Source organism: Nostoc sp., assembly GCF_041747015.1.
Taxonomy (GTDB): Bacteria; Cyanobacteriota; Cyanobacteriia; order Cyanobacteriales; family Nostocaceae; genus Nostoc.
Window position 1 is genome coordinate 1 of sequence record NZ_JBGTFY010000050.1, and the last position, 21,625, is coordinate 21,625.

Here is a 21,625-nt window from a genome sequence, read left to right on the forward strand (position 1 = left end):
TTGACAGGTTTAACTACGTTGTTTAAAAAGGCAGAAACAATACATGCTACACCGCAAGATTTATCAACTGTGTTGCGATGGGCGCGAGGTATGTGTTTTCTTGCGGGACCAGCAACGCTGGATTGAACGCGCCCGCATCATCGATATAGAGGGGGATTTAGTGACCCTACGCTATGAAACAGAAGAAGAGGACGAAGTTTGTTCTTGGGAAGAAATGGTTCGCCTCGAGAGCATTGGTGCTGTAACGCAAAAATTGGCTTCAGTACCACGCGGTAACGTGGAACCTCTGATGACTGAAGACTGTCCTGAAGCGGAGCGCATCCGCAATCATTACACTGATTCAAATCCCGAATAATCAGTGCTGAGTACTGAGTAATAAATCCTAACTCAGGACTCAGGACTCAGGGCTAGACAAACCTTCAAAGGCAGGACAGTAACCTTCTAAAGTTACTTTAAAGTTATACAATGGGGAAACTCGGTTCCAACACCTCTGCCCCCTTTGGTGTCGGCAAGTACCACAACAGTCTACATCGATCCATGTATAGCGATCGCTATTTTGGTTGAGCAGTTCTCGTTGAGACAATCCCCGTAATACCAGTTCTTCCCCTTGCCAACGAGCTTCGACTAAACCAGTATCGGCAAACTGCCGCCAACGCGGATCAGCAGTAATCACATCCGGTAAGGTGATGGTGATTACTGTTCCCAACTCTGTAAGTTCGCCTTCGTAGTTAGTCTCTGGTGCTGCCGGTTGTAAAAATGTATCGCCGATGGGCAGTTCTACTAAAGTGTCAGCCGAGGGGGAATGCACATGGTAACGGTTTTGCAACTCCTCTAAGCTAGTCAAGTCTGCCAAGTAGGCAGGAGAACCGTGAACAAAAATCACGTGTTGGGGTCGCAAATTATGAATTAGTTGTGTAGTACCAGGGCCATCACTATGTTGAGCTAGGAGATATATTTCGACAGTGGTGGGTGCTAAATATTCTTTTTTAACTTTTGGATCAATTTTTTCTGGTAGTAGGATTAGCCAAGGGCCAGTATCTAATTGGCAGTATTCACCTAAATCATCTGTAGAGTCCGTGAGGACTATACAAGGGGACTTGCCCAAACTGGCACGATGTTCTGGCTGTAAACGACGCACACGGGGACGTACTCGTTCATCCCAAAACAAGGGTTGATGGCGGGCGAAATTCTGCACGGATGGCGGGAGGTGAGGTAACAGTTCTAGGTACGCATCGCACCCAGTGGCAACAGCACCATCTACCCAAATATCTAAATCTCGTCCGGTGAAGTGGTGATGTGACCGTAAGAGCATTAATAGTTCTTGACCCAATCCTAAAGCCGAGGTGGGAAAAATTACAGAGCAATGGTCAGCGATCGCTCGATTAATTCGCTCTGCTAGTTGATTTTCTTGGGTGCGGCGATGGGGATGACGGGATGTGCCATAACTGCCTTCAATGATCAGCACATCCAAATTTAATCCCCGCAATTCCTCTAAACGCAAACCTTCTACTAGCCGAGAGTTTGACAGGAAAAAGTCCCCTGTATACAGTAGCTTGTAAGTACGTTGCTGGGTGGTGTAGGTAAGGAGAATTGCCACTGCCCCTGGTAGATGCCCTGCGGGAAATAATTCTGCTACCAGACCCTCTTGGAATTCCACAGGCGATCGCAATGGTAATGCATGACAAAATTGGGAAATCTCCTGAGGGTCTTGGTCTAGCCAATTTAAGGGCAGTAACTTGCTAGTTACCTCACTACCATAAATAGGTAACTTTGGAAAAGCTTTATGCAGTGCCAGTAAGCCTCTGCTGTGATCTGGGTGAGCATGACTAATTAAAACTAAATCTGCTGGGAAAGGCGAATTAGCTCCACGTCCCGACTTAGTAAGACCCTTAGCTAGCGATGAAATATCCTGCATCCCACAGTCCAACAGGATGCGGTGTGGCCCCATCTTCACCAGTAAACACACGCCCTCATCGTCATGCTGGACACTATAGGGCAAACATTCTAATTCAGTACCCGTTTCCGCAGCATCTACCTTAGAAGATGCCGACAGATTATCTCTCATGCTCTCCTCTCCTCCCCTCAAATCTCATCATCATGGACATATCTCAAAAGCCAAAAGTTACACAAATTTTGGTTTTGTGGCTTAGGGGTAAGTTTTATTGTGCGCCCCTACACCCTGAGAATACAGATTTTTGATTGGGGAGGACGCTTGCACCGAACCCGCACTGGTTCGGAAAGGTAGGCTAACGAGAAGCCATCAAACTAGGAGCTAAAGGATGCCTCTTGTTATTTTCCCTTTGCAAGTTCTGAGCTATCTTAGCCAACTCACCTTATGGAAAGTAGCCCAAGTGTCTACAGATTTATCTCAATGTGCAGAGCCATTGCCGTGATAGTCATCTGAGTCATAGAATCCATTTTTCGTGCCAAAAAATAGGCACGAAAGCGTAAATATAACTGTTAATCCAGCTAGAATCAGCTTTACATCCATTTGTTTGCTGCCCTTGGTAAAAGACTTTCTTATATTAATTTAGTGCTTCTGCAATCTAACGCAATCACTAGAAAATCTTTACTATGCTTATGTAGATTGGGCAATAAGTAAATTTATCGCAATCAGTCAGATTGTAGAACTTTTCGGTCAAGCTGTCCATCGTTCCAGATGTAAAAAGCCTCATCTAGAATAGACATCAGGGTAAATTAGTGATGCTTTACCTGAAACCCTTGTACAGACGTTAAATATTAGAGGGAAAAGGTTAAAAGAGAAGATTTGATAACCCTTAACCCGCTCTAAACCTATTGAATAAGGTATTGCTGCTAATGTTATAAAAATTTCAACATCAGTAATATATGTTAATCATTGGCACTCGCTTTGATGATGTCCTAATCGGCACTTCCTTGGATGATATTGTACTTGGTCTTGCGGGAAGCGATCGCATTATCGGTAGCATCGGCAATGACACACTTGTAGGAGGATCTGAAACCGATACAGCTGACTACAGCGAACTGGGTCAGGCTGTGACTCTAGAAGCTGCTGGTATTGTCAACAAAGGCAAAGCTGGTAAGGATCAGATATTAGAGATAGAGACGATCATTGGGGCGAAAGGACTAGCCAATGCTATTGATGGTTCTATAGGCACAGGTACAACATCATTGGATGTCAACCTGTTAGCCAACAGTCTGATTGTCAATGGTGTTCCCGGATTGGGAGCTTTGACTTTTAAAGTTCAGAACTTTGTCAACGTTACTGGCACTTCCCAAAACGATACTATTATTGGCGACTCAGCCAATAACTTGCTCGAAGGTGGAAACGGCAATGATCAAATCTTGGGAGGCAATGGAAATGATATTGTCCGCGGTGGTGATGGTGATGATGTGATTGGTGGAGGCAGCAAAAGTGCAATTTTCGGCTCTCGTCGTGGAGATGGGAACGATATTGTAGAGGGCGGTAGCGGCGATGACATCTTAATCGGAGGAACTGGTAATGACCTCATAGATGGAAGTACTGGAGTTGATACGGCTGACTATAGCGGATTAGGTAATGCTATTAGTCTCGAAGCTGTTGGTATCGTGAACAAGAGTTTCTCTGGGAAAGATCAGATCCTAAACATTGAAACCATTATTGGGGCGACAGGACAAGCCAATGCTATTGATGGTTCTACGGGCACAAGTACAACAACATCATTCAATGTGAATCTGTCAACCAATAGCCTGATTGTTAATGGTGTTCCAGGATTGGGTGCTTTAACTTTTAAAGTTCAGAACTTTGTCAACGTTACTGGCACTTCACAAAACGACACCATTATCGGCGACTCAGCCAATAACTTGCTCAAAGGTGGAAAGGGTAATGACCAACTCTCAGGTCTTAATGGTAAAGACACTTTAGTTGGTGTTGATACTGCAAGTGTTCAACCAGGGATAAAGGAGATAGATATCCTAACCGGTGGTGCTGACCCAGATACATTTGTGATTGGAGATGAAAAAAATCCTTACTATGTAGGAGGTGGAGGATTTTTTGGTCTTAATGACTTCGCTTTTATTGGAGATTTTCAGACAGGACAAGATACAATCCAACTGAAAAAACTTGAAAACTATATTTTTGGTAGCAACTACATTGCTGTCGGCTCTCCGTTTGGGGTAATCACGAACGATACATTGAGCAGTCAAGATATAAATGACCCTCAGTTAGACTCAGCTGTTAACGAGATCATCAAAAACAATGGTGCGATCGATTCCTTGAGTTTTGGTGTTTCGTTAGATACAACAGAAAAGACTATCGACTCTTCTTTGATATTACCTCGTTTTGATGCGATCGCAATCCTCGCCAATAACTATAGCCTGAGTGATATTCAATTTGTCTAAGAGGATGAATGAACAAGTCTTCTTCTTGGTAGCAAATACTTTGAGATCCCCCTAAATCCCCCTTAAAGAAGGGGGATTTTGAGAGAGGTTTCCCCCCTTTTTTAAGGGGAGCCAGTGCGTTGGGCGGCTTTGCCGACTTGTACCCCTTCGGGGAAGCAAGCTACGCGCAGCGTCTCCGGCAAGGAGAAGCATCTGGCGTGGGTTAGGGGGGATCTAGAAGTGCCTAAAATCACAGCCAACCACTTGTTCATTCATCCTCTTACCTTAAAAACTTGATCAAACTGATAGTATCAGTAAAAACACTGAAACAACGGTAATTTTTCCCAGTTCATTATCAATAAAATTGGTTTATTGATAATAAAAATTAAATCTCACAAAATCACGTTAAAAAAATTTTGAACAGAGGTAATTTGTCAGATATTGTAATCAAAAATTATACAAGCTTCATAAGGAATTGTCTTTAATATTAAATGTTGTACTAGTGCAATAATTCCTCAACTTGATGTTGGCTCCACAAAGTTCTATATAAACCCTGTTGTTGCAACAGTTGTAAGTGATTGCCTGTCTCGACAATTCTTCCTTTTTCCATCACAAAAATTCGGTCAGCAGCCGCCGCCGCCGATAATTGATGGGTAATGAAAATTACTGTTTTGCGTACATTACCACTGGAGAGATTTTTAAGGATTTGTGTAGCTGTTTGATTATCTACACTGGAGAGGGCATCATCCAAAATTAACACTGGAGCATTGACCAGCATCGCCCTAGCCAAGGCAGTACGTTGCCGCTGACCACCAGAAAGAGTGATACCGCGTTCACCCACAAGAGTTTCGTATTGCTGGGGAAAATTGCGAATTTCTGACTCGATTTGAGCGAGTTTAGCGACAGATTCTACTTGCTCTTGTTCGCTAACTGGATCACCATAGCGAATATTATTTTTGATTGTAGTGCCAAATAGAAAGCTATCTTGAGGAACATAAGCGATCGCACCTCGTAAATCTGCTAAGGCCAGCTTGGTAATATCCAGCCCATCTAAAAACAATTGTCCTGGTTCAATATCCAACAAGCGCGGCAAAGCATTCGCCAAAGTAGATTTACCAGAACCAATTGCCCCAACAATTGCCACAGTTTCTCCAGGAGCAATAATAAAGTTAATATTTGCTAAAGCTGAAGTAGTGGCACCAGGGTAAGTGTAGGTGAGATTTTTGGCTATCAATTCTCCTTTAATTTCTGCCACTGGTAAATGCATGGCATCGGCTGTGTCTTGAATTTTTGGTGTGACAGAGAGAATAGATTCAAGGCGGTCAATGCTAACTTCACCTCGTTGGTAGGCGGTAATTGTGAATCCTAAAATGGCAGTGGGGAAAACTAGACGCTCTACATAAATTAACAATACTAAAAAGTCGCCAACTTTAAGAGTACCAGAAGACATCCGCACCGTACCGAGCCAGAAGATTACCAGTAAACTGACATTAGCTAGTCCACCAATGAGCGCAAACAGTGCATTTCGGATTTTTGCCAGTTCCAGGTTAGCAGTCAATAGCTGCTGATTTTTTTTAGCGAAAGCTCGACGCTCGTTTGCTTCTTGGGCATAGATTTTAATTAAGGCAATGCCACTGATATCCTCTTGGATGAGTTCGCTAATGTCAGAGAGTTGCTCTTGGACTGCTGTTTGTTGTTTGCGTAAGCGATCGCTAAATAAACTCACCAACAAAAGCATAAAAGGGTACACTGCCAGGGAGGCTAGTGTCAGATCCACACTAATCGCTAGCATTACTGGCAGTGTCAGCGCGTAGGCAAACACCGTATTTGCCAAACTCAAAACCGCAAAACCCAATAACCGCTTGATATTGTCCACATCACTGGTAGCCCGATTAATCAAATCGCCAGCAGTATTACTGGCAAAATAAGCCGGCTCCAGCTTGAGTAAGTGTTCAAAAATCCGTTGTTTCAGGTCAAATTCCACCTGACGCCCCACCCCAAATAGCCAAATGCGTGATGCCATCCGCATTAGCCACATTGCTGAACTGAGCAAGATAATGATTACTACATAATGTAGTATTTGATCCCAGGTGAAGGTTGTCGAGAGTTTCTCAATACCAGCACGAATCAACCAAGGGATATAAACGCCCAGAGCATTGACAGAGAACAAAGCGAGAATGCCTAAAGAAGCCTCCCGCCAATGGGGTCGTAGGTAAGCAATGAGTTTAGCAATTCGTCGAGATTTTGCCATTAAAGCAATTTTGCTACTTTATCATCCTAGATTAACTGCTAGTTCAAGAAGGCAGCTATGTATATGGAATATAACTTGTAAATTCAGCTTGTAAAGAAAGGGAATGGGGAAGGCTCCGGCGTGACAGTTCGACAAGCTCACTTCGGCTTCGTTCGCTCAGTGCAAAGACGTTCAGACGAACGCTAAAAAGCTATGCAGGTATGGTGGGCGAGCTAATTCAACCCTTTACCCCTTACCCCTCTTACTAGCGCTGAACACGCAAAAACCTGTAAAGTTCACCGAGATAACTTTCCCAAGTTCTCGTTGTTAATAGCAGCGTTTCCGCATTAGGTACAAAGTCTTCAAGTCGTAAACCGCGTATGCGAATATCTTGAGGATTTCCTTGTAATAGGTAGGGAGGTACTCTCAAATTATAAGAAAGAATGCGATCGCTCTTCACATCTGAGATGTTCGCTGTCAGTGTCCCAGATGTTGGTGCAGCAGTTGCTACATAGGTTTCACCTACCATTGCTAGAGGTGCTCTATAAAGGAAATAAGCGACTGCTGGTGTACTTGCCAACAGCAAAATCGTTAGTGCCCAACCCACCAAGTATCCTCCTGGTTTGTCTATCCCACCTCCTTTGATTCTCTGAGCTGCAAAAATCATCATTAAAACAGAGGCTCCTAGAGGTTTGAGTGGAAAAGACATCATTCTCCACAACGACGCTACACCTGGTTCACTGGGGTTAAGAAATGATAGGGCTACGATTATCAACATGACCACTAAGATTAATCGCCCGACAAAACTTCCAGAGGGATAAAATCGTTGGAACAGAGAATATACAATAGTCCCAATTAGCAGCCACAGCAGTACCCGACTTAGCAATAGAAACATAGATTAACTCTCAAATTTTCTGGTGCATTGAGCCAGTGTGGTAGACGGGTTGCCCTGCATAAAACAACTGGCTATCTTGTTAGTGGTAGCAACGTAGGAGCGTCACCCCTTAGGGCTAGTCTAGAGGTTTCGGGAAAGGGATTTATTTTATGGTCAAATTGTAATTGCACCGTTTGACTTTAAATACCTCACACCTCACATCGAAAGACTACCGTCGTAGTGATTTTAGTGCAATTTTTTAACCCTGCGTCCATTATTTATAATTTTTCAGATGAGTAATGTGGCACCAGTAAACTAAATTAATTGAGTAGTTGTCAAGTTAAAAGGAAAAACTATGTCGCCTGGAAAATCTACCATCTTAGTAACGGGGGGAGCTGGATATATTGGTTCTCATACGGTGCTTGCTCTCAAGCAAGCGGGTTATAACGTTGTTATACTTGATAATCTGGTTTATGGGCATCGTGACCTAGTAGAAAGGGTTTTACAGGTAGAACTTATAGTAGGGGATACAGGCGATCGCAACTTACTCGATCAGCTATTTAAAACCCGCGATATTGCTGCTGTGATGCACTTTTCTGCCTATGCCTACGTGGGAGAATCGGTGACTGACCCGGCCAAATATTACCGCAATAACGTCCTTGGTACTTTAACTCTATTAGAAGCGATGCTGACGGCATCTGTGAATAAATTTGTCTTTTCTTCTACTTGTGCCACCTACGGAGTGCCGGAATTTGTACCCATTCCAGAAACTCATCCCCAAAATCCGATTAATCCCTATGGCGCTACAAAGCTGATGGTAGAGCGGATTCTCTCTGATTTTGATGTTGCTTACGGTTTTAAATCAGTCTGTTTCCGCTATTTTAATGCTGCTGGTGCTAATCCTAGTGGCTTACTGGGTGAGGATCACAACCCAGAAACTCATTTGATTCCCTTAGTGCTGATGACAGCTTTAGGCAAACGAGAATTTATCTCAATTTTCGGCACTGATTACCCTACACCCGATGGTACTGGTATTCGTGATTATATTCACGTTAACGACTTAGCAGATGCCCATATTTTGGGATTGGAATATTTGTTAAAAGGTAGTGATAGCGAAGTTTTTAACTTAGGCAATGGCAGCGGCTTTTCTGTTAGAGAAGTAATTGCAGCTGCCGAAGAGGTGACAGGAATTTCGATACCAGTAGAGGAACGCGATCGCCGTCCTGGCGATCCCCCAATTCTCATTGGCACCAGCGAGAAAGCCAGAACAATCTTAGGCTGGCAACCTCAGTATCCATCCATTAAAGATATTGTCGCTCATGCGTGGCAATGGCATCAACAGCGACACTGATAAAAGTTGCAGTTGACTTATTTACACCGTACCCAGCCAACTGCTGATCTTGAAAAAAGCTGAAATGATTGATAGATAATCATTTCAGCTTTTAGGTTTTCCAAATTCATAATTATTAAATTTGCTTTAATATCTGCGGATTATGGTTTAAAAAATGGAGACACTAACGCACAGTTATGCACCCCTATGAGTTGAGAGTAATCTTTCACCTACAAATGGGGAAATTTCCGTACTTGATACTTTGCTGAATCCACTATTGAATAAGATTCTCTCAATGCTTGGATAAATTTGTCTTCAATAGTCTGCAAATCTGCTCCAGCGTTGGCTTTCCACTGCTCCAGCGTTGCCCAACGAATGATCAAGATAACTTCTGTATAGTCTATTAGGGCTGATCCAAACCTCTTTGCCGATAAATCCAGGAGATTCAACCAGCGCTGTTGTCCAAATTTGTGCGTCCTTCTGGATAAAATCTTCACCTAAATCCGGGGCAACCTTAAATTTGAAGAGTTCTATAACCAGACCCTTTGAACCCTGTGTTTCTTAATTTGCCAAAATAGAGATGTAGGCTAGAATAACTACGCTTTTAGTATAGTTTGATTGCGTACACTCAGTCACAAGGTTAGCTCGTTTGAAATAAGTAAGAGGAAGGAAGTATGGACAGCAACAACTGGTTGCAACAGCTAATGATGGTAGGTCTTGGCACAACGTCCTTGGTAGGAGAAAAACTGCGGCAAGTCAGCGATGATTTAGTTAAAGACGGTAAACTCAATCCTGAGCAAGCCAAGGCGGTTATAGATGATATTGCCCAGCAGCTAAAGTCGGAGCAGGGAAATTTGGATGCCCAAATGCAACGGCAAATGCGAAATATGATGCAGGATTTGGGGGTAGCTCGCCAGTCGGAGGTAGACGAACTGCGGGGTAGAATTGACCGTTTAGAACGTCAACTGCGCGATTTGGAAAATAAGCTTTGGCGTTAGAATGTCCTTTCTGATTTAAACTAATTATGTTCTGTTAGTAATCTTTTTGCCAGACTACCAAAAGTAGGGAGAACTGATTTTGAAAGCAATTTTTCTCAGCGTGGTGTTCATGCTAGTATGTGTTGCGCTGTTGGTTGTGGGGCAAGTAGGCGGTAAACAGACTACTGCCATTGCTTCCCAATTAACCCAAACGTCTCCAGCGCCTACAACTGTAACTGAAAATAATACTCTAATTGCGAGCGATACTATGTCTGATGCTAATGTTGTAACTACCCCCTCTGGATTGAAGTACGTCGAGGTAAAAGAAGGAACTGGGGCGACTCCTAAAAGTGGACAAACAGTTGAGGTTCACTACACCGGCACTTTAGAAGATGGTACTAAGTTTGATAGTTCCCGCGATCGCGGCCAACCCTTCGACTTTAAAATCGGACTTGGGCAGGTAATCAAAGGTTGGGACGAAGGACTTAGCACGATGAAAGTAGGCGGTCAGCGTCAGTTAATCATCCCCCCAGAGTTAGGCTATGGCGCTCGTGGTGCCGGTGGCGTGATTCCACCTAACGCCATTCTGCATTTTGACGTGGAATTGCTAGGAGTTAAGTAGGAATTAGGGATTGGAAACTGGGGATTAAATTCTTCCCAATCCCCAATTCCTGATCTTTAATTTATAACCTTGTAATGCTCTATCAAAAAATTACTATTTCAATAATTATTTTATCTAGCTAAATTTTGAGATTTTGAAACTTTGTAAACTGTGGATTGAACAAAAGTTTCACAGTACCTGTCGGTCCGTTGCGGTGTTTAGATATAATAACTTCTGCAATCCCGCGATCGGGAGTATCGGGCGAGTAATATTCATCGCGGTACAACATGATTACTAAATCCGCGTCTTGTTCAATGGAATTGTGAACAATAATATTATTGGCAACAAAGTTATTCAAACCAGGAACAGTGAGGTCAAAGACTTCTTCCTCGCCACTATATTCAGTTGAAAGTATCTCGTCCCAATAAACATCACTTTTGGCAAGAGTAACCAGTTTAGATGATTGAACAACGTTACCGACTTTTAAAGCCCTTTCTCGACTTAAATTTACCTTGTAAAGAGTAGAGCCACAATACGAAACTCCAATAGAGGAATGTAATAGCCGTGTGGTCAAGCCAACAGATTGCATTGCAGGTACAACTTGTGTTTTCCAAACATCTTTGGGAATTATATCTCTGTTAGTGTTATAAATGCAGCTTTCAAGGTGTTCAGCAATTTGTTGCAATGAACCTAGCTTATATTCTCCTACTGCTCGAACGTTTTGAATAAATAACTCATCTTGAGGTACAAATTTTTCATAAGACCTTAAACCAAAAACATCGAGAGAGTCTAGCCATTTAGCTATTGGATTTCTCACACTATGAGTTAGACGTTGTGCTGCGGACAAGTAAACTTGATACCAGCGACGTTCAGGTGAAATTCTAGGAACAATTGAATCTCCAAAAACTTCTGTTGCCAAGAAAGCAACATTCTGAGCTAAATCTATCTCTCTGGTAGTGTACTGTATGGCATGACGCGGCAATGTACACCCATCACCAATTAAATGCCCCAATAATGCAACTTCGGCATAAGTCATGGTTTGTTTACCAAGACTGGGGAGATGTCTTGGTAAACATAGATGTTCTTTAGGAGTTAATTCATCAAGTCTTTTCCAGCCATTAATTGTTAAAAACTTGTGATTACCTGTGGCACGGATTTTTCGACCCAATCGAGTTGTTAAAGTAAACAGAGGCTTCGTACCTGTGGAAAAAGCATTGCTAACAATTGCCTTTTCTAGCTGCATTGTAGCTTCATTCAACGCCCAAACTGCAAAACCAGATTTACCTACTAATTCCATAATTGGTACTTGCAGCCCGGTATCTGCTAATGTCACCAGACTATCGCCTGCTAAACCACCCGACTCTCTCAAATCTGACAACATCGGACGCTTGTTAGTACGTGATTCCACCCCTCGACTTAACTGAGATAGGGCAATAACTGGTACAGATAATTCACGCGCTAAACCTTTAAGTTGACGTGTAATTTTTGATAATTCTTGTACGCGATTATCACCTGCTCCTTCCATTAATTGCAAGTAATCTATGACAATCAAACCCAATGTTCCCTGTTCTGCTTGCAGTCGTCTTGCCTGACTCCGCATTTGTGTAACTGTAATATTCGGCGTATCTTCAATATAAATTGGCATCTCAGAGAGGACACCAATAGCACGGCTTAAAGGTTCCCACTGGGTTTGAATGAGGCGTCCAGTCCGCAGATAACCACTTTCAATTTGTGCTTCACTAGCTAATAGACGTTGCGTCAGTTGCTCTTTGGACATTTCCAAGCTGAAAATAGCAACTGGTAATTTATAAGAAGCCGCGATATTATGAGCTAAGTTTAAGCAAAAGGCCGTATTGTGAACACAAATATCATTGGCAACAAAATTATGTGTTTCTGGAATTGTTAAGTCATAAACTTGCTTGTTTCCCATCGACTCAATCGCAACTATTTCATCCCAATAAACATCACTAGTTGCTAACTGTTGAAGTGGTAAATTTTCTATTGCTGTGGCTAGTATCCAAAGTCTTTCCCGCTTTAAGGCACGTTTACCAACATGCAGATTTGTATAGCCTTGAATAAGAGCCCGTCTAGCTAAACTACTCCAAGTTTCATTACCTTTTGCTGCTGCTATTTGTTCCCAAATCTCTACAGGGATCAAGTCAAGATTAGTTTGATATCTCTTTTGAGATATTGCATCTGCAACTTTTGCTATTGCTTCTTCTTTACTAAAGATACCTATTTCTGCAATAAAAGTTTTGATAGATAAGGCATCAGTAATATCTAATTGCCACGCTGGTCTGCGAGTGTTATTATACTTGACAAACCGCTTTCTCAGAGAGGCAATGATGCCAAATCTTAATAAAAGATGTTGGATTTGTCTTGCTAGTTTCTCACTGACTGTCGCATAACCTAACTGGGCTTGACCGCTAGTAAGCACCGTAGCCCATCCATCTGTAGCAAAGAGACGATTAAGGAATAAAGCTATTTGCGATCGCTCTAATTGAAAAATAATTGGTGGGATAGTCTTATCATGAGCATTTTTGCCCCACAAACCTAGTTCTTCTAACCAAAGTGTCAGCGAATTCTTCCGAGATTTGCTCATGCAAGCAAGTCGATGAGAGACAAACTTTTCTGACTCTAATTGTAAATTTTCGCATAATAGCTCAAAGGTTTCTAAATTTGGTACACACACTCCTTGCTTCCAAGCGCAAAGTAAAGTAGGGCTGACTCCAACTAATTGACTTATTTCTTTTCCTGTCAATGACTGCGATTGAATCGCTAGTTTAAAACTTTCAGCAAAAACCTGTCTTTGAATAGTAATAAATTCTAAATCTCCTCGAACACAAAGTGATGGTGTACGTTTTCCTTGAGAAGTTTCCCAACGCACTTTTAAACCACCAAAATCCGCAACTGCTTGCGAAAAATCGGCTTGTAGTAATGGATTCCCATTTGTAAATCGTGGATTGCAGTTAGTTAATCCACCATCGCCAATTAAATAAGCTAATAACTTGACTTCGCACTCACGGATAGTTTTTGTACCAAATACATCGATTTTTCGCGGGACAGCGATTTTATCACCAACTTTCAGATTTTCTAGCCTTTGCCAGCCTTTAATAGTTAAATACGGATGGGTGATTGTAGTTTCAATAGTTCGACCTAACCGAGTTGTTACCCGAAAAACTGGTTTAATGCCATCATCCACAAAAGCAGATGGTTGGGTAAAGCTAAATTTCCAATCGTTGTTCAACGTCAATAACGAGCTACAACGTTGGTTATATAATTGTTCAATTGTGGTGATTTGTCCATCTCCAAGGACAATTTCAGAATCAAAACTTAGGCATTTCCCCATTGATGGCCGACCAGCGACAATAATCAAATCAGAACGCTGAAAGCCGCTGGTCATAGCATCTAAATCGTAAAATCCGCAGGGAATACCAGGTAAGGCGATGCCTTGATTTCGATCTTCAATATCCTGGAAATTATTAATCAGAGTATCAGAAATGTGAACTAGACCCGACTGGGGACGCTCTTGAGTAACGGCAAAGACTTTCTGTTCTGCCTGATCTAAGACCTGTGGTAACTCGGTTTCTGTCTCGTAACCTAAATGCACAATTTCATTACCAGCTTTTATTAAGCGCCGTCGCAGGTATTTGTCCATCACTAACCCTGCTAAGGCGTCGATGTTTACAGCCGACACTGTGCGGTCCACCAGAGTTGCTAACTTATTTCTCCCACCAATGCGGGCAAGCATATCATTGTCAGTTAGCCAACTTGTGACTGAGAGTAAATCTGTGGCTTTACCCTGAGTATGGAGCCTCACGGTTGCTTGATAAATATCTTTGTGAGCGCTGATGTAAAAAGCTTCGGGAAGGAGGCGATCGCTAACTCGACTGATCGCTTCTGGATCTAGTAAAATACCGCCCAAAATCGCTTCTTCCGCCTCAATATTTTGCGGTGGTAGGCGTAGTTTACCGCCGTAGGCATCGCTACCATCGCCTTGAAAACTTAGTTCTTCAGCCATAAACAATTGTAGTTTTAAGATTGTGCGGCAAGTCTGAGTGTCGGCTTCCTTCGCTCAGAACTTTCCAAGACGGATTTGCGATCAGAATTTCGCTATTACTCTTATAGTCCAAAATCTACTGGATGTTGCCCATAATATGGCAAAGCCTCTGACCAATTAGGAGATTTACCCTGTTGCCAATCGAGATTAGCTAGTTCCAAGATACTCGTCACCGTCGCTGCTAACCCAGATTGGGCTTGAATTAGCTGATAACTGGTATTCCAATTAACTAAAGTTTCCTGCCATGCTTCTGGTGTCATAACTGTATCTGGCAAACACGCTCTTAGTCCAGAGGCATCTGGCTCAAGCTGATAAATAGCAGTAAAAATTTGACCCCGTTGTGCTGGCATTTCCACAGCAATAGTTTTTGGATTTTGACTTTTGCCTGCTTCTGACCAAGCTACCGCCGCTAAAGTTGAAATCGCAAATACAGGAATATCTAATTGTTGTCCCAAAGTACGAGCAGTGACAACGCCAATGCGAGTTCCTGTAAAGCCGCCAGGGCCTTTTGCAACTGCGATATAAGACAAATCTGCCCAAGTTTGGGGTTTGATAAATTCAGTTAAATATTGATGTAGTAAGCTAGATAAATCACGTCCCAAATTCCAAACTTGAGAGCGAGTCTCGCCTGCAAAATTACTAATTGCTAGTCCTAATTCGGGAGTGGTGGTGTGCAGTGATAAAGCGTATTTTGTGGTTGTGAGGTGTTTTAGTTCTGTGGTCAAAGTTAATTAAAATATCTATTTTTATAGAGTTAACGTGATTTATTCAAGCATATAACATCGCGGTTCTTAATTTAGAAGTATAATCGACTACCTTTATCAGGTTTTACTGAATAATTAAAAAGTAATAAATCAGTTAAGTAACAATCAATCGGTCTTGTTGCAAGGTTTGTAAGCGATCGCAGCTAGGATGGGTGATTTGGATTACCGCCTTGCTGTCTCAGTAAATAGTCTAAAATTCGGTCAATTCGCTCTAAGGCAGCACCCGTAGTAAGTTTAAACTCCTGAAACTGAGATTTTTGTTCCTCATAATTTCGGTCAAGCCTTATCATGAGTGCTTCTAATCGTTCAGTTCGTGCCTTTGTTTCCTCTATCTCACTGTCTGTCTTTGTAAACAGGCGTTGCGTGTGAGTGATAAAACTATCAACCCTATCAGAAAGTTGATCAACTTTTACCCCTGTCTCGTCAAGGTGAGCTTGGGTACGGTCTTGTTTTATGCTTAACTGGTCAAGCCGTCTGCTTGTTGATTCTCCGTAGCTGGCAGTAGACACTAGCAACTGCTTAACAGTTTCTAGTTCATCTTCTACATTGTCTAGTCGCTGTGCGTTGGTCATACTGTTTTCTCTTGGTTGGCTTCTTTATATTATACGATCGCCTTCTCGCCTCCCTAATAGGACTACGCAAAAACCCTCTCAAACTCTCATTCCTCCGTGATCTCTGCGTCCTCTGCGGTTCGTTTTCCGGATCGCCTTCTCGCCTTCCTAAGAATAACTTTTGTTAGTTGTGGGATGCTTAAAAATTCTCTTGCCGCCCATCTTTATCCCCATCTGTATGATATATTAGCCTCTGATCAATTCGGAGATTTGCCCTGGTGACGACAATCGAGATTAGCTAGTTCCAGGATAAGTGATTGAAAAACTCAGCGTTGCTTAATCTAGGGATGAATGTCTCACGCAAAGGCGCAAAGACGCAAAGGAAAATTTCTAAAATCATCCCGCATTTATGCAAAGCCAAAAACTCTACTAAATTAATGTGTACTTTTGAAGAATCTAAAAGGTTTCCATCCCCGTGAGGGGAAGTGATTGAATAAACTGAGTTTGAAGCTGCTGCCAAGTCCAAAACCCTAATCATGTTTCCATCCCCGTGAGGGGAAGTGATTGAAGTAAACTTGCGAAAAGCTAATCAATGTTTTCTTTGCTAACCCGTTTCCATCCCCGTGAGGGGAAGTGATTGAGTAAACTGTAAGCTCAGTGATTGCTTCACTCTTGCTATGGAACGTTTCCATCCCCGTGAGGGGAAGTGATTGAGTAAACGGTAAAACTTCTTTAGTTCAACCTGCTGACAAAGAATAGTTTCCATCCCCGTGAGGGGAAGTGATTGAGTAAACCCCACCCTTCTACAACCCTTACTGTGACTGGTCTTCAAGGGTCATTTTCGAGGGGGTCTAATTTATTTGTCAATAAGCCTAAATTATTGACAAAAATGAATAGTACATCCGCTCAAACGCTTACACAGCAGCTTGTCGAGGGGGTCAACGAAAGAATCAGGGTTTGAGCGATCGCTATACCCCCTCGCAAAACTTACGTGTGCAAAGTCAAAATAAATACTTTTGCTTTAACTAAAAAACTTGTGATTCAATTGTCAAGGTTCTGTTATTAATGTGCATGAAAATAACATACTACTGTCAAATTGTCAAGTCGGCACTAATTCACCAGGACGCAACTTCGACCATTTGCCCATTTCCCGCTTAAAGCTGAGACAACCAACAACATCCCATTCCATTTCAATTACATCCTCTTGAGTCCGAATGTTGACATTGATAGAAGGTTCATTCGGGTCAAAATTTGGTGTTTCAGTTAAGTGAGGCTGTTGGTGCTGCCCTTCAACGGCATGATAGGTAAAACAGCTGTCTACATAGTGGCAGTTCACGCAAATACACATAATAGAACCAACTCCAGACGCCTTTATTGTTAATCTAACTTAAGCCCAACTGTTATTCATGAGTTGCTGGGTTGATTTTTATTACAATGCCTGAATCAATTTCTTCTACCCTAGCTCCCGAAAATTGGCCTTTTAGCTTGGAATGGCTGCCACAACCTGCTTACATGGTAGGTGGCGCTGTCCGGGATGCCATCCTGGGCAGAACTCGTGAATACCTAGATTTAGATTTTGTTATACCATCTAACGCGGTAAAAGTTGCCAGAGCGATCGCTCATTATTATAATGCTGGTTTTGTATTACTTGATCGAGAACGACAAATTGCCCGTGTGGTTTTTCCTTATGCTACAGCTGACTTTGCCCAACAGGAAGGAAATAGTTTAGAAGTTGACTTGCACAGACGGGATTTTACAGTCAATGCGATCGCCTATAATCCGCATACGCAAGAAATCATCGATCCTCTGCAAGGTCATGCAGACTTACAACAGGGCATTTTGCGAATGATATCACCCGCAAACCTAGAAGATGATCCTTTGCGGTTAATGCGTGCTTATCGCCAAGCTTCACAGCTAGGTTTTACTATTGAGCCAGCTACCCAAGCTGCAATTCGTTTGTTGGCATCACATATCAGCAAAGTTGCCGCCGAACGAGTTCGGGTAGAAATTGGCTATCTGCTGGCAAATTCTCAGGGTACTCCTTGGATAACAAGTGCTTGGGAAGATGGTTTACTTGCCCCTTTCTTCAAAAATGCTACTCATGAAAGCTTAATTAAACTAGTAGCAGTTGACAACGCAGCTGTCTTACTTACTCAAAATTGGCCACAATTAGGAACACAACTACAAAATTATATCCGCGATCGCATCAAAACCACTTGGTTAGGTATTGCCAAACTTACTTGTCTTGTTAACCCAGATCCAGAATTAGCAGAAATAGAGCTACAGCAACTAACCTATAGTCGTGCCGAAATCCGAGGTGTTACCACTGCTATAAAAGTGTTACCGCAGTTTCAAGTAGCTGATATGTCATTGAGAGAACAGTACTTTTTGTTCCATGACGCAGATATTGTTTTTCCCGCTACGGTAGTGCTAGCTATAGCACTTGATAATTTGGTAGAGGCGATGTCTAGCCACAAGCAGCTGCGATCGCTTATGTACGCACCTTTGATCAACCGCTACCTAAACCCTGATGATCTGGTTGCTCATCCCACGCCGTTAGTCAGCGGAAAGGAATTAATTATAACATTAGATGTTCCGGCTTCGCCAATAATCGGCAAACTGCTCTCAGAAATTGCTGTTGCACAAGCTGAAGGGAAAGTCTCAACATCAACAGAAGCGATCGCATTTGCCCGTCAGTTACTTGAGGGTTAAATATATCTAAATATCTGATCAATTTCTGGTGATGCAACTGAAGCGATGCCTGCGGTAGTCATTGATTACTTCAAAGACGAGCCAAAAACTGCTGCTATCCCAATCATTGCATAAGTAACACCTCTAAAAGAATTGCACAAGATTATGACTCCACGATGCCCACAGGATTTGATGATTGCATTACTAAACCCGATGATTTTAATCAATTAGAAGTGGTAATCAGCCGCCACATTAGTCACCTAAATTCTTCACATTTTCCTAAGAAATAGATTCTGGATTAGGAACCTCAGGTAATTGAGCTAAAACCACAATAATTCCAGTACGACCTGTTGTTAAATTTGTGTTCATCATCAAATCGACTACAGATTTACCAATAATTATCTCAATCAAATTTTTCAATTCTGATTTAATTATTCTATCTAAATATAATCGCACTTGTTCAGCTAAACTGGCATAACCTGCTTTCAGTAGAGTTTGCTCAGATTTAGTAACAGAGTTTTCTAAAGAAATTACAATTTCAGTATCAAAAAAATGGCAAATGATTTGGCTAGGAGGCTGACCCACTTTCTCATTATATAAATTTATGATCCGCTGTGATATTTCTCTTTCTAATTGTCCCATATTAGGTTGCATCATTAGTAGTTACAATGTAATATTAATCGTTTTAGTTTTGTGACAGTCTTACGTAAATTATAGCTGTCGTATGTAAGTTTAGTGTATCAATATGATATATTTGCTATAAAATTATCTGAGAAAATTTTAAAATTTGACGATGGTAAAAGTTGTTAATCAACGATTCTTGCAGTGTCTGGTTAATTGCTACGTTGATCATCTTTTACTCATGGGTACTCAACTTATTTTGTGCCAAAGGCGCGATCGCCTATATCTCCCAACCAGGGATAATATAGTTATTTTCATCCAAATGCTCATCAATGGCTGCGGTATAGAGTGACACACTAAAATCAGCCTCACGTAAATGCTCAATACCTTCCGGTTCAGCATGAGTAAACAGACAAACTTAATTGATTAAGAGATAGCCGTTCCACAACTGCTACAGCTAAATTACCAGTGGCTAGCATTGGATGTGTCACAAGCGGATCTCGCTTGTCAACATCATGAGTAACTCAGAAAGCATTGCCCAAAAAGTGAGATGATTAAGTAAATTATCTGAGCGATCGCAAAACTAAAAAGGAATAAGTATGCCTGTCAAATCTAGAAAAAAACTCACATTTCTTGTGATTGGATGCTTTTTATCGGCTTGGATACTAAGTCTTGCTGTAGGATTTCATAGTAGCCATTTTGCAGTTGCAGCAGAAAAAAGTTCATTAGTTCGCTTACAGAATTTACAAAAGATCGTTGTCAATTCCAGCTTCATCAGTCCTTTGGTTGAACTATTTGGTAACGTATTTGTTGGTAAAAAAGTTTTTGTTGCATCTAATACTGTTCTGAGTGCAGACCCGGATACCCAAATTTGTCTTGGTAATGAAACAAATCTTCAAGACAACATTTTATTATTAGCATTACGAAGTACTCCAGCCCCTTCATCCAACTGTGGAAAGCGCTCAAGCAGTACCGGAGAACGAGTCAGCATTGCACATCAAGCAAAAATAAAGAACTCCAAAATTGGTAACTTTACATTTATAGGTTTTCTTGCTGATTTAAACAATGTTGTTTTAGAAGATGGCGCTTTTGTACTGCATGGTGCAAAGATTTCAAATGTACGCATTGGTAAAAACTTGAACACAGATGACAATATTGTTTTTCACGGCCCATTGGAGGTTGGCGATAACCTGACTATTGAAGACGACGCTGTATTGTTTCGTTCCAAGGTTGGCAATAATGTAACCATTGGTACCGGAGCGATTGTCGTTGGCGTAACTCTTGAAGATGGAGTCAAAGTTCCAGAAGCAGCAGTTATTACAACTCAAGAGCAGGCAGATACCTTAAAAGCTCAAGACTTACGCAAACAATAACCGAAACCCTTATTTTCTTCTTAGGGCAATATCCTGCGGGTACTCCGTTGGAGAACTCGTAGAGTAGCCGCCTCTCTACGTTCGCGCAGCGTGTCGCAGACAGACGCTCCGCGTACGCGTAGCTTGCTTCGACCTAGGAGTATGCGTCTAGATGAATTGCCCCTACCGCGTGTACTTTTGCGTAAGTCCTAAAGCTTAAATACAGGGTTCAGATAGGGGATGTACCAATACGGTTTGGTTAAGAAGATTGTAGGTTGGGTTGAAGCTTTGCGAAACCCAACAAACGCCGCAAAATGTTGAGTTTCGTTCCTCAACCCAACCTACACATTTTTATTTTTTGGGCTTAACCGAACAGTATTGGGGGATGTACCACCTATTCCGAGTTCAGCGCCATGCATATAAAACGGAATTTCGAGATTCGGCTACACCCAACGCATACCTAAAGAGCTTTATGCAATCAAGTGGAATGTAGACGCAAGTTTGTAATGTTTTTATGAACTGTTTTTAGGTTTAAAAGTTTGGTATCCTCATGACCAACATTTAAAACTCTAATTGTTGAGCCTGGGATTAGTCATATTGCTGAATAAAGTAAATAACACAGGAAATTTATAATTAGCAATTAATCACCTTAAATTTAAAGATGACTTTAAAAATGATTTTGTAGATATATTTTGTGAGAAAGTTAAAACAAAGGTATATTCACTGATTTCAACTTTATGGATTCTTTATCTATCAATTCCTTACTTGAAGAGTTGAAAAACCCCGATGCTACAGTCCGCGAAAAAGCAACCAGAAAAATCTGGAGGATTTGGTTTCAGCAAAAAGGAATTTATGGGTTGGAAATAATTGACCGCAGTCAAAAGTTACTAGATGCAGGTGAAATTGCTGAAGCCGAAACAGCACTGACGGCACTAATCAAAGACCAGCCAGATTTTGCCGAAGCCTGGAATCGCCGTGCTTTTCTCTATTACAGTATTGGTTATTATCAAAAATCTCTGGAAGATTGTCAGATGGTTGTGCAGGTAAATCCAATACACTTTGGCGCTCTTCATGGTATGGGCTTGTGTTATGCGGCACTAAGAGAGTATGGTCAAGCTATTCGAGCTTTTCAACGCGCTTTAGAAATTCAACCCTATTCGCTAGTGAATCAAAAGTTGATTCTAGAATGTACATTCAGATTCAGCTACAACGGCAAATAAAATTCCAAATGTTCGC

Annotated in this window: 18 protein-coding genes, 1 pseudogene and 1 CRISPR repeat array; of the genes and pseudogenes, 8 read left to right on the top strand and 11 right to left on the bottom strand. The window is 41.8% G+C overall.

The window, feature by feature from the left end:
* Positions 1 to 43 precede the first annotated feature (43 nt).
* Positions 44 to 355 carry a DUF6679 family protein gene (locus ACEW80_RS03730; RefSeq protein ID WP_196514463.1) on the top strand — a complete coding sequence of 104 codons (312 nt, stop codon included), beginning with the start codon at positions 44 to 46 and terminating at the stop codon, positions 353 to 355.
* A gap of 39 nt (positions 356 to 394) precedes the next feature.
* Here ACEW80_RS03730 and ACEW80_RS03735 read toward each other — a convergent pair whose 3' ends face one another.
* On the bottom strand, positions 395 to 2,065 hold the full coding sequence (locus tag ACEW80_RS03735) for an MBL fold metallo-hydrolase (protein WP_373525301.1): 1,671 nt from the start codon (positions 2,063 to 2,065) through the stop codon (positions 395 to 397).
* A gap of 782 nt (positions 2,066 to 2,847) precedes the next feature.
* Here ACEW80_RS03735 and ACEW80_RS03740 point away from each other — a divergent pair.
* Positions 2,848 to 4,359, top strand: a complete 1,512-nt coding sequence (locus tag ACEW80_RS03740; RefSeq protein WP_373525302.1) for a calcium-binding protein — start codon at positions 2,848 to 2,850, stop codon at positions 4,357 to 4,359.
* Positions 4,360 to 4,460: 101 nt separating this feature from the next.
* On the opposite strand, the gene ACEW80_RS03745 is transcribed toward ACEW80_RS03740, so the two are convergent.
* From ACEW80_RS03745 to ACEW80_RS03755, 3 genes are all read right to left on the bottom strand, one after another.
* Positions 4,461 to 4,610: a hypothetical protein gene (locus tag ACEW80_RS03745; RefSeq protein WP_373525303.1), complete on the bottom strand. Its 150-nt coding sequence runs from the start codon at positions 4,608 to 4,610 to the stop codon at positions 4,461 to 4,463.
* A 227-nt stretch (positions 4,611 to 4,837) separates the two neighbouring features.
* Positions 4,838 to 6,589: an ABC transporter ATP-binding protein gene (locus ACEW80_RS03750; RefSeq protein ID WP_373525304.1), complete on the bottom strand. Its 1,752-nt coding sequence runs from the start codon at positions 6,587 to 6,589 to the stop codon at positions 4,838 to 4,840.
* A gap of 244 nt (positions 6,590 to 6,833) precedes the next feature.
* On the bottom strand, positions 6,834 to 7,463 hold the full coding sequence (locus ACEW80_RS03755) for a hypothetical protein (protein ID WP_373525305.1): 630 nt from the start codon (positions 7,461 to 7,463) through the stop codon (positions 6,834 to 6,836).
* 334 nt (positions 7,464 to 7,797) lie between these two features.
* Here ACEW80_RS03755 and galE point away from each other — a divergent pair, with 334 nt between their 5' ends.
* On the top strand, positions 7,798 to 8,793 hold the full coding sequence (gene galE, locus ACEW80_RS03760) for a UDP-glucose 4-epimerase GalE (RefSeq protein ID WP_373525306.1): 996 nt from the start codon (positions 7,798 to 7,800) through the stop codon (positions 8,791 to 8,793).
* A gap of 209 nt (positions 8,794 to 9,002) precedes the next feature.
* Here the strand turns inward: galE and ACEW80_RS03765 are convergent.
* A pseudogene (locus ACEW80_RS03765) lies at positions 9,003 to 9,312 on the bottom strand (TIGR03792 family protein).
* Between the two features lie 134 nt (positions 9,313 to 9,446).
* Between ACEW80_RS03765 and ACEW80_RS03770 the strand changes: the two are divergent.
* Together ACEW80_RS03770 and ACEW80_RS03775 are read left to right on the top strand one after the other, a co-directional pair.
* Entirely contained in the window at positions 9,447 to 9,770 is a 324-nt protein-coding gene (locus tag ACEW80_RS03770; protein WP_373525307.1) for a phasin family protein, read from the top strand.
* A gap of 79 nt (positions 9,771 to 9,849) precedes the next feature.
* Positions 9,850 to 10,371, top strand: coding sequence for an FKBP-type peptidyl-prolyl cis-trans isomerase (locus ACEW80_RS03775; RefSeq protein ID WP_373525308.1), 522 nt, complete (start codon positions 9,850 to 9,852; stop codon positions 10,369 to 10,371).
* Between the two features lie 118 nt (positions 10,372 to 10,489).
* Here ACEW80_RS03775 and dnaB read toward each other — a convergent pair whose 3' ends face one another.
* From dnaB to ACEW80_RS03795, 4 genes are all read right to left on the bottom strand, one after another.
* A complete protein-coding gene (dnaB, locus tag ACEW80_RS03780) occupies positions 10,490 to 14,371 on the bottom strand; it encodes a replicative DNA helicase (RefSeq protein ID WP_373525309.1) in 3,882 nt (1,293 codons plus the stop codon).
* 101 nt (positions 14,372 to 14,472) lie between these two features.
* Positions 14,473 to 15,135, bottom strand: a complete 663-nt coding sequence (tsaB, locus tag ACEW80_RS03785) for a tRNA (adenosine(37)-N6)-threonylcarbamoyltransferase complex dimerization subunit type 1 TsaB (protein WP_373525310.1) — start codon at positions 15,133 to 15,135, stop codon at positions 14,473 to 14,475.
* Positions 15,136 to 15,317: 182 nt separating this feature from the next.
* Positions 15,318 to 15,746: a 6-aminohexanoate hydrolase gene (locus ACEW80_RS03790; RefSeq protein WP_373525311.1), complete on the bottom strand. Its 429-nt coding sequence runs from the start codon at positions 15,744 to 15,746 to the stop codon at positions 15,318 to 15,320.
* A 442-nt stretch (positions 15,747 to 16,188) separates the two neighbouring features.
* Positions 16,189 to 16,519: direct repeats of the CRISPR family, unit length 30 nt; unit sequence GTTTCCATCCCCGTGAGGGGAAGTGATTGA.
* A 305-nt stretch (positions 16,520 to 16,824) separates the two neighbouring features.
* Positions 16,825 to 17,073, bottom strand: a complete 249-nt coding sequence (locus ACEW80_RS03795; protein ID WP_373525312.1) for a Ycf34 family protein — start codon at positions 17,071 to 17,073, stop codon at positions 16,825 to 16,827.
* Positions 17,074 to 17,159: 86 nt separating this feature from the next.
* On the opposite strand from ACEW80_RS03795, the gene ACEW80_RS03800 reads away from it, so the two are divergent.
* On the top strand, positions 17,160 to 18,437 hold the full coding sequence (locus tag ACEW80_RS03800; protein WP_373525313.1) for a CCA tRNA nucleotidyltransferase: 1,278 nt from the start codon (positions 17,160 to 17,162) through the stop codon (positions 18,435 to 18,437).
* Between the two features lie 258 nt (positions 18,438 to 18,695).
* Here ACEW80_RS03800 and ACEW80_RS03805 read toward each other — a convergent pair whose 3' ends face one another.
* A complete protein-coding gene (locus ACEW80_RS03805) occupies positions 18,696 to 19,073 on the bottom strand; it encodes a DUF2294 domain-containing protein (protein ID WP_373525314.1) in 378 nt (125 codons plus the stop codon).
* Positions 19,074 to 19,317: 244 nt separating this feature from the next.
* Positions 19,318 to 19,392, bottom strand: a complete 75-nt coding sequence (locus ACEW80_RS03810) for a hypothetical protein (protein WP_373525322.1) — start codon at positions 19,390 to 19,392, stop codon at positions 19,318 to 19,320.
* Positions 19,393 to 19,636: 244 nt separating this feature from the next.
* Here ACEW80_RS03810 and ACEW80_RS03815 point away from each other — a divergent pair, with 244 nt between their 5' ends.
* Positions 19,637 to 20,410: a hypothetical protein gene (locus ACEW80_RS03815; RefSeq protein ID WP_373525315.1), complete on the top strand. Its 774-nt coding sequence runs from the start codon at positions 19,637 to 19,639 to the stop codon at positions 20,408 to 20,410.
* A 716-nt stretch (positions 20,411 to 21,126) separates the two neighbouring features.
* The gene (locus ACEW80_RS03820) at positions 21,127 to 21,609 is read left to right on the top strand and encodes a tetratricopeptide repeat protein (RefSeq protein ID WP_373525316.1); all 483 of its coding nucleotides are present in this window, start codon (positions 21,127 to 21,129) and stop codon (positions 21,607 to 21,609) included.
* The last annotated feature ends 16 nt before the right edge of the window (positions 21,610 to 21,625 follow it).

What these genes read in the sequence shown, in the direction of transcription:
- ACEW80_RS03735 (WP_373525301.1), bottom strand. Translation starts at nt 2,065, where the DNA reads ATGAGAGATAATCTGTCGGCATCTTCTAAGGTAGATGCTGCGGAAACG.
- ACEW80_RS03820 (WP_373525316.1), top strand. Translation starts at nt 21,127, where the DNA reads ATGGATTCTTTATCTATCAATTCCTTACTTGAAGAGTTGAAAAACCCC.
- ACEW80_RS03805 (WP_373525314.1), bottom strand. Translation starts at nt 19,073, where the DNA reads ATGATGCAACCTAATATGGGACAATTAGAAAGAGAAATATCACAGCGG.
- ACEW80_RS03740 (WP_373525302.1), top strand. Translation starts at nt 2,848, where the DNA reads ATGTTAATCATTGGCACTCGCTTTGATGATGTCCTAATCGGCACTTCC.
- ACEW80_RS03745 (WP_373525303.1), bottom strand. Translation starts at nt 4,610, where the DNA reads ATGAACAAGTGGTTGGCTGTGATTTTAGGCACTTCTAGATCCCCCCTA.
- ACEW80_RS03755 (WP_373525305.1), bottom strand. Translation starts at nt 7,463, where the DNA reads ATGTTTCTATTGCTAAGTCGGGTACTGCTGTGGCTGCTAATTGGGACT.
- ACEW80_RS03800 (WP_373525313.1), top strand. Translation starts at nt 17,160, where the DNA reads ATGCCTGAATCAATTTCTTCTACCCTAGCTCCCGAAAATTGGCCTTTT.
- ACEW80_RS03750 (WP_373525304.1), bottom strand. Translation starts at nt 6,589, where the DNA reads ATGGCAAAATCTCGACGAATTGCTAAACTCATTGCTTACCTACGACCC.
- ACEW80_RS03730 (WP_196514463.1), top strand. Translation starts at nt 44, where the DNA reads ATGCTACACCGCAAGATTTATCAACTGTGTTGCGATGGGCGCGAGGTA.
- dnaB (WP_373525309.1), bottom strand. Translation starts at nt 14,371, where the DNA reads ATGGCTGAAGAACTAAGTTTTCAAGGCGATGGTAGCGATGCCTACGGC.
- galE (WP_373525306.1), top strand. Translation starts at nt 7,798, where the DNA reads ATGTCGCCTGGAAAATCTACCATCTTAGTAACGGGGGGAGCTGGATAT.
- ACEW80_RS03815 (WP_373525315.1), top strand. Translation starts at nt 19,637, where the DNA reads ATGCCTGTCAAATCTAGAAAAAAACTCACATTTCTTGTGATTGGATGC.
- ACEW80_RS03790 (WP_373525311.1), bottom strand. Translation starts at nt 15,746, where the DNA reads ATGACCAACGCACAGCGACTAGACAATGTAGAAGATGAACTAGAAACT.
- ACEW80_RS03770 (WP_373525307.1), top strand. Translation starts at nt 9,447, where the DNA reads ATGGACAGCAACAACTGGTTGCAACAGCTAATGATGGTAGGTCTTGGC.
- ACEW80_RS03795 (WP_373525312.1), bottom strand. Translation starts at nt 17,073, where the DNA reads ATGTGTATTTGCGTGAACTGCCACTATGTAGACAGCTGTTTTACCTAT.